A 7682-nucleotide genomic window follows, 5' to 3' on the forward strand; every position below is an offset into this window, starting at 1 on the left:
CCGGCGATCCTGTTTTTGGACGAGCCGACGATCGGGCTCGATCCCTTGGCACGCCATTCCGTGTGGGATCGCTTGCGGGACCTCAGGCGCGACTACGGCATGACGGTTCTGATCACGACACACGACATGGACGAAGCCGAAGCGCTCTGCGACGAGCTGGCAATTCTGCACGCGGGGCGGGTCGCCGTCGTCGGAAAACCTTCCGAGCTGCGGACGCGGCTCGGCGCCGGTGCGACCATGGATGACGTGTTCGCACATTACGCGGGTGACGGGATCCGCGAAGACGGAAATTTCGGCGACGTTGTTCAAACCCGCAGGACCGCTCGGCGGCTGGGTTGAGCGCACTCCCGTGGACAGATTCCTCCGTGAGAGCGCTGCGGTCGCAGAAGTAGAGCTGATAAAGCTCGTCCGCGATCCAACTGAGGTTTTCTCGCGCGCAGTACAGCCGGTGCTGTGGCTGGTAGTGTTCGGCCAGGTCCTCGCCCATGTCCACGGCATTTACACCGGAGAGGTTGGCTACCTTGCATTCATCACACCTGGAATCCTCGCCCAGAGTGTGTTGTTCAGCGCAATTTTCTACGGCATCGCAGTGATTTGGGAGCGCGATCTCGGCGTCGTGCACAAGCTTCTGGTGAGCCCCGCCCGGCGAAGCTCGCTTGTTTTCGGCAAAGCGGTCTCCGCCGGATTCCGCGGCCTCGTGCAGGCGGCCGTCATTTATCTCATCGCATTCGTTATGCACGTCACGATCCGGCACGAGCCACAGGCTATCTTCGGCGTGCTGGCCGGCGTGTTGCTGGGCTCCGGGCTCTTTTCCACTTTTTCGCTCATCATCGCGTGCATCGTGAAGACGCGCGAGCGCTTCATGGGGATAGGCCAACTCCTCACGATGCCGATGTTCTTCGCAAGCAATGCGATCTATCCGTTGGACCTCATGCCCGGCTGGCTGCGCATCGTCGCGCAGCTCAATCCCCTCACTTACCTGGTCGACGCGCTACGCGGGCTTATGATCGTGGGAGGTGAAAGCGTACACGGCTACGGCGTAGATTTCGCAGTGTTGTTCGCAGTGTTCGTCGTGCTGCTAATGGTCGCCGTGAGGCTGTACCCGACGCTGGTGGAATGAGCACCGCAGTGCGCTGTAAGGAGCGATATTCGGACGGGCTTGTGCAAGCGGACCCATGTTCCAATTGATGGTAGCCCATGGGGCTGCGGCCCACAGGTTGACGGGATCAGTATTCAGCCGTACGACTCATTCAGAGGCCCCCGCCTGCGGCGATATATTGGGATCCGCAGGTGTGTAGGCAGGGGCACGGTTAACCCGCACCGTGCCACCTTCCCGCACGAGCCCGTCGCGGCGTCCCCCCCCCGACTTGTTATCGGGTAAGTTCGCCGCGCGGCTGTGCCACTTGTTCGGGTACAACCGATAGCCGTACCGGCCGTAGGCAATAAAATAAATGTTTTATTGGTTCACGGATATTCTGCCCGTAGGGATAGGGGCTTGCGGGTTGACGATTGCGTATCCCTTCAAGATTAACCATAAAAGCGTATGTATATGCTGGTTTTATTGCCTATTGAGGAGCGAGGGCCATGCGCCAACGACGGCTAGAGAGAACCCGATCCCCCGGGCGACCCCCAGGTGGTGGCGGCCAGGCCAAAATCCTATCCGCTGCCGAACTCACCCGCGTCGACAAGTGCCTGACGGGCACCCCGAACGAGCTGCGCAATCGCGCCCTCATCTACCTGCAGTATGCAACCGGGATGCGCGTCGGTGAGCTGGCCAGCTTAAATGTTGGTGACGTCCTGCATCAAGGACGCATCCGCAAAGAATTTCGACTCGGCACCGAAGACACCAAATACTGCAAGGCCCGCACGATCTACCTCGAAGCACCAAAGGCAATTGCAGCGGTCCTCGGGTATCTACGGCAGCGTAAGCCCGACCTCGGCTTCAGCGGCACAGCACCACTGTTCGTCGGCAAGCGACGCAATGAATGGGAGGGCTCGTTCCGCCTGTCAGCTAACTCCCTCGCCGATCTGTTCCGCCAGGTTTACCAGCAGGCCGGCCTCGTAGGGGCGAGTTCCCATTCGGGCCGACGCTGGTTCATGACGGAGCTAGCCCGCGCCGGTGTCTACCCGCGGATCATCCAGCAGCGGGCCGGGCACTCATCGTTGGCAACCACGCAACGTTACATCGAGGTTACACCCGACCAAGAGCGGCGGGCGGTGCGAACGATCCGGCTCTGAACGGCATCAGGCGAGTGCACCCAGCGGGCATCGTTCGATCCCTTGGAATCGCGAAAGCTAGTGTACTCCTCGAAACGGCTGAGAGCCTTGGCAACGACATCGAGCGATGCATCGCTCCTCCCGTCGGCCTCTCTGAGATAGGCAAAGTAGCGGTGTTTGGTTCGCTCGTTCTCGGCGTTGTGCTTTTTCATCGGCTCCGGCTTCCCCCTCCAAGTAACAACTCACGCTGGGCTAGGCTCTCTCGCTTAGCCGCGGGTCTTCGCGCGGGTCGAGCCCTGCCATCCCAGGGTCGCGTGGTCTGCCACGCGAGCACGCACTTCAGGGCGCGCGCCTGTGAGTGAATCGTAGCAAAGCAACGCGACGGTAAGACGGGCGTGGCGGAAATGCTTGAGTTTTTCTTTACCTGGGGCACCGACGGATGCTAGCGTACTCGCACCACCGTCGGCACGGTGGGAAAGGATTATGACCCAAACGGCCGCGACTATCATCTCCCGAGCTCGCGGTCTGCCGCTGCCGCGCTACCTCGTTGCAGTGGCCGCCGTCACCGTCGCGGTGGTCATTCGGCTGTTGTTCGCCTCCGTGTTCGGAGATCATTTCCGCTTCATGGTGCTGCTCCCGGCCGTGGTGTTCAGTGCCTGGTACGGCGGACTGGGCACCGGATTGCTGGCGACCGGGCTCACCGCCGCGGCCGCCGCCTGCTTGTGGCTCGACCCGGCGTGCTCCTTCGTGATCAAAAACCCAGAAGACCTCACGGCCCTCGGCCTCTACATGTTCGTCGGCGGGTTCATCAGCCTGCTCAGCCACAACCTCATCCAGGCCCGCCGTCGCCTGGAAACCTCGGTGGGCTCACTGCGCAGCAGCGAAGAGCGCTTCCGCACCCTGTTCGAGTTGGCCAGCGTCGGCAAGGCCGAGCTCGACCTGACAGGGCGATTCGTGCGCGTCAATCGCCGCCTGTGCGAGCTCACCGGCTACCGCGCCGAGGAATTGCTGGGAATGAGCTTCATCGAGCTCACGCATCCGGACGACCGCGACCTCGCTACCTTGCGCGACTTGGCCAGCGGCCGCATCAATGAATACACGAGCGAGGAGCGGTACTGCCGCAAAGACTGCGCCGTCGTGTGGGTGCAAGTCGCCGCGGCGTTGAGCCGCGACGCAAACGGCCAGCCCCGCAGCAGCATCGCCGTGGTACACGACATCACCGACCACAAACGCGCCGAAGACGCCCTCGAGCAACGCGCGCGCCACGCCGCCTTGGCCGCCGACGTTGGCGTGGCGCTCACCGGCAGCGATACGGCTCGCGATATGCTCCAGCGCTGCACCGCAGCGATGGTCAAGCATCTCGATGCGGCCTTCGCCCGCATCTGGACACTGGACGCCGGCACCAATGTCCTGGAGCTGCAAGCCAGCGCCGGCCTGTACACCCACCTCGACGGACCCCACAGCCGCATCCCGATGGACAAGCCCGTCAAGATCGCCGTGATCGCCGCCGAGCGACAGCCGCACCTGACGAACACCGTCATCGGCGACCCACACGTCAGCGATCAGGATTGGGCCAAGCGGGAGGGAATAGTCGCGTTCGCCGGCTATCCGCTGGTGATCGAAGACCGGTTGGTCGGCGTCACGGCAATGTTCGCGCGCGCGCCGCTATCGCCGTCCGCCCTGGAGGCGCTCGGATCGGTGGCGCATGAGATCGCCATCGGCATCGAGCGCCGGCGCGCGGAGACGGCGCTGCGGGAAAGCGAGGAACGCTTCCGGGCGATTTTCGACTCGGTGAATGACGCGATCTTCGTGCACGACTTACCGACCGGCGCCATTCTCGACGTCAACCGCCGCATGTGCGAGCTGTACGGCTGGACGCGCGAGCAAGCGCGGCAGCTCGACGTCGGCGCCCTGAGCTCGGGCGAGGAACCGTACACGCAGGAACGCGCGCTGGAGCTGATCAGCAAGGCCGCCGCCGGGATGCCGCAGGTGTTCGATTGGCACGCCAAGGATGCCGCCGGCCACCTCTTCTGGGTCGAAGTGAGCTTGCGGCACGCACGCATCGGCAGCGACGATCGCATGCTGGTCACCGCCCGCGACATCACCGAGCGCAAGCGCATCGAGCAGGCGCTGGAGGAAGCCAATCGGCACAAGCGACAGCTCTTGGCGACGCTACAGACCGCCAACGAACGCTTGGACCGCCGGGTGGAAGAGCGCACCGCCGAGTTGGCGGAAATCAACGCCCTACTGCGACGCGAGATGGCCGAGCATAAGGCGGCGGAGCAGGCGCGGCGCGAAAGCGAAATCCGCTTCGCCGAATTCATGCAGCACCTTCCCGGTATCGCCTTCATGAAGGATGTCGAAGGCCGTTACGTGTGGGTGAATCCCACGTTCGAGCAGATCTTCCACCGCCCGCTGGAGCAGTACCTCGGCAGAACCGACGACGAGGTGTGGCCGGCGGCCGCCGCCGCCCAATTCCGTGACAACGACCGGACAGTGCTGCGGACACATCGCACGCTGCAGGTCACGGAGACCTTCCCGCACGAGGACGGGCTGCATCACTGGCTCACGACCAAGTTTCCCATCCTGGGTGACGACGGCGCGCCGCGTCTGGTGGCGGCCGTGGCGATCGACATCACCGAACGGATGCGGACCGAAACGCAGTTGCGTGAGCTGCAAAAGCTGGCGCAACAGCGCGAGCGGCTGGCCGACATCGGCGCCATCACCGCAGAGATCGCGCATGATCTGGGCAATCCGCTGGCCGGCTTGTCGATGCAGGCGCAACTGGTCCTGCACCGCGTGCGCCGCGACGAGCGCCAGCCGGTCAGCCTCGTCATCCGGCCGCTGGAGCGCATCCTCACCGAGGTCCAACGGCTCGACGGCCGCATCAAAGGGTTCATGGAGTTCTCGCGCGAGCAGCGCCTGAAGCTCAACCCGGTCGACCTCACGCGGCTGCTCCAGGAGGTGGTGGAAATCTGGCGGCCGGTCGCCGCCCAGCGCGGCATCGTCGTGATCATGGAGAACCCGCCCCACGGCATCTCGCTCACCGCCGACGATGAGAAGCTGCGCCGGGTGTTCGACAACCTGGTGAAGAACGCCATCGAGGCGATCGACCGCGGGCCCGGGCAGGTCGACGTCGCGATCAGCGCTCCCGCGCCCGAAGCGGTGTGCATCTCGGTGAGCGACACGGGCCCGGGAATGCCGGATACGGTGGAGGGCTTCCGCCTGTTCGAGACCACCAAGGCCGATGGCTCCGGGATCGGCCTCGCCGTGGTCAAGCAGATCGTGTTGGCGCACTACGGGACGGTGGAATTCTCACGCCGGACACCGCACGGCACGGTGTTCCGTATCGAGCTGCCGCGTGGTGGTCCGGGCAGCGCCGGAGCGGTGCCGCCCCGCGCTGCGACAGCGCGAAGCCCTCGCCGCTGACGAGCGCAGCCGGCAGAACTGGGACGTCACCCGATTTGGGTAGGACCACCTTCATTCCCGTCCTCTCGAGAATATCGTGGCGCACGTCGATGCCGGGCATCACGGCGCGCAGCTCCATGCCGCGACGCGTGAGCTGAAACAGTCCGACGTGAGTGGCGTAGAAGATTCGCTTTCCAGCGGGTAGCGCCCGCTGAACGACCACGAGCCCGCGCAGCCACTCTGTCGTCTGTCCGTATTGCGCGAAGTCCTTCGATCTCTTTGCCGCGCTGTGGTGTCAGGATGCGGAGGAGCCCTCGAAACTCTGTCCCCAGTGCGGGCGGTGCATGTGCCAGCATCCCGCCTACCAGGAACCGCACTTCCGGAAGGAAGTCCCGCTGGTTTTCAGCGCGAGGGATTCCAACGGTGGTTTCTGTTCTACCTGTGACGAGTAGACCGACATCAGAGCGACTGTGGGTCGCGTTTGGGCTAGGTGACCGTCTCCCAGCGAAAATCTGTCCGCATTGCGGGCGGTGCGCGTGTGAGCACCCTGCCTACCATGACCCGCATTTCTGGAAAGCCGCCCCCCCCGCGCTTATGAGCGGGAGGCGTTTGAACGGTTCTTTCTCTTCTACGAACAGTGAACGAGCCCGCGAACCGACGGCAGCTGCTGCGTCTGCGCGGCGATCCAGGTCACGCGATGCTGGGGCTCATGGTGCGGGGCGCGGCGGCGCAGTGTTGCGGCGACTGTAACGGCGATGGCGCGGTCACCGTCGATGATATCCTAACCGCAGTGAACCACGCGCTCACGAGCTGTTCGGACGACGGCATCTGCAGCATGGCGAGCTGCCCGGCACAGCTGGCTACGTGCCGCGACGAGCTGGCCACCTGCCGGGCGCAGCCGGGCGGGCAGCGGTTTCCGGCGTCGGGGCAGACGACGGCGTACGGTCCGGGCTCGGACGGTGCCGTGCGGGCTGGGGCGGCGCTGGCGTATACGGGCAACGGCGACGGGACGATCACCGACAACAACACCGGGCTGATGTGGGAGAAGAAGGACGACTCGGGCGGCATCCACGACCAGGACAACTATTACGCGTGGGGGATGACTGACCCGCCGTACACGATGAACGGTACGATGGTGACGGAGTTTCTCGCCACGTTGAACCGGGCGCCCTGTTTTGCCGGGCACTGCGACTGGCGCATCCCGAACATCAAGGAGTTGCAAAGTATCGCGAACTACCAGAACGCGGGTCCGGCGGTGGATGCCGCATTTAGCACCAGCTGCGCGGCGGGGTGTACGGTGGACGGGGCATCCGGAACAACGATGTGCAGTTGTACGCAGTCCGGCGGCTACTGGTCGTCTACTACCTGCCAGGACAGCCCGGACTACGCGTGGGGCGTGGGCTTCGGCGGCAGCAGCGTGGCTACTACAAGGGCGACGGCTACGTGCGCGCCGTGCGGGGTGGCTCGTGATTGGTCATTCCCAAACCCGGACACTCGCCCCTTCAAATCAGGACACTCAGCCCCAAAGACGGACAGTACCGCAAATTGACGGGCGTTTACCTGCGCCCCGCGCTCTTAGGCGCTCGCCGCTTCCTGACCGCACCCCGCACCGTTAGGACCGGGCATTGCGCTGTCCGCACCACTTTCTCCGCCACGCTGCCGATGAACAAGTACGCCACACCGGTGCGCCCATGCGTACCCATCACAATCAGATCGGTCCTAATGTCTTTGGCCGTGTCCACGATCAGTAGGGCGGGCGGACCTGCTGCGACCATTGTGCGGACCCGCTGCCCCTTCTTTTTCAGGTCGGTACCGAGGTCTGCCAATACCGCCTTTGCATTGCTCATTTGTTGGTCCAGGAACATCCCGAATTCGGGAGCGACCCCCAGGTACGGCTCTGTGACGTAGACGGGTTCAACCACATGCAACATCATGATCTCTGCACCACACGCGGCGGCGAGGTCAGCAGCGTACCGTAGGGCATTCTGAGAATCGGGGGAGAAATCGACGGGAACCAGAATGCGATTGATGCGGCTGTGCACGTTCACTCCCCTCTG

The 7682-nt window shown here is 63.9% G+C and carries 6 protein-coding genes; 5 read left to right on the forward strand and 1 reads right to left on the reverse strand.

All coding sequences use genetic code 11. From position 1 onward, the window contains the following. From VF515_12880 to VF515_12900, 5 genes are all read left to right on the forward strand, one after another. Positions 1-339: AAA family ATPase (locus tag VF515_12880; protein HEX7408531.1), on the forward strand; the 339-nt coding region annotated here is incomplete at its 5' end. Between the two features lie 10 nt (positions 340-349). Beyond that, a complete protein-coding gene (locus VF515_12885) occupies positions 350-1120 on the forward strand; it encodes an ABC transporter permease (GenBank protein HEX7408532.1) in 771 nt (256 codons plus the stop codon). A 464-nt stretch (positions 1121-1584) separates the two neighbouring features. Continuing rightward, a complete protein-coding gene (locus VF515_12890) occupies positions 1585-2238 on the forward strand; it encodes a site-specific integrase (GenBank protein ID HEX7408533.1) in 654 nt (217 codons plus the stop codon). 462 nt (positions 2239-2700) lie between these two features. Further along, positions 2701-5646 (forward strand): PAS domain S-box protein, encoded by a 2946-nt coding sequence (locus VF515_12895; GenBank protein ID HEX7408534.1) that lies wholly within the window; start codon positions 2701-2703, stop codon positions 5644-5646. Between the two features lie 616 nt (positions 5647-6262). After that, a complete protein-coding gene (locus VF515_12900) occupies positions 6263-7174 on the forward strand; it encodes a DUF1566 domain-containing protein (protein HEX7408535.1) in 912 nt (303 codons plus the stop codon). 7 nt (positions 7175-7181) lie between these two features. Here VF515_12900 and VF515_12905 read toward each other — a convergent pair. Further along, on the reverse strand, positions 7182-7682 hold a 501-nt coding region (locus VF515_12905), incomplete at its 5' end, for a universal stress protein (GenBank protein ID HEX7408536.1).

It is taken from the genome of Candidatus Binatia bacterium (assembly GCA_036382395.1).
GTDB lineage: Bacteria > Desulfobacterota > Binatia > HRBIN30 > HRBIN30 > JAGDMS01.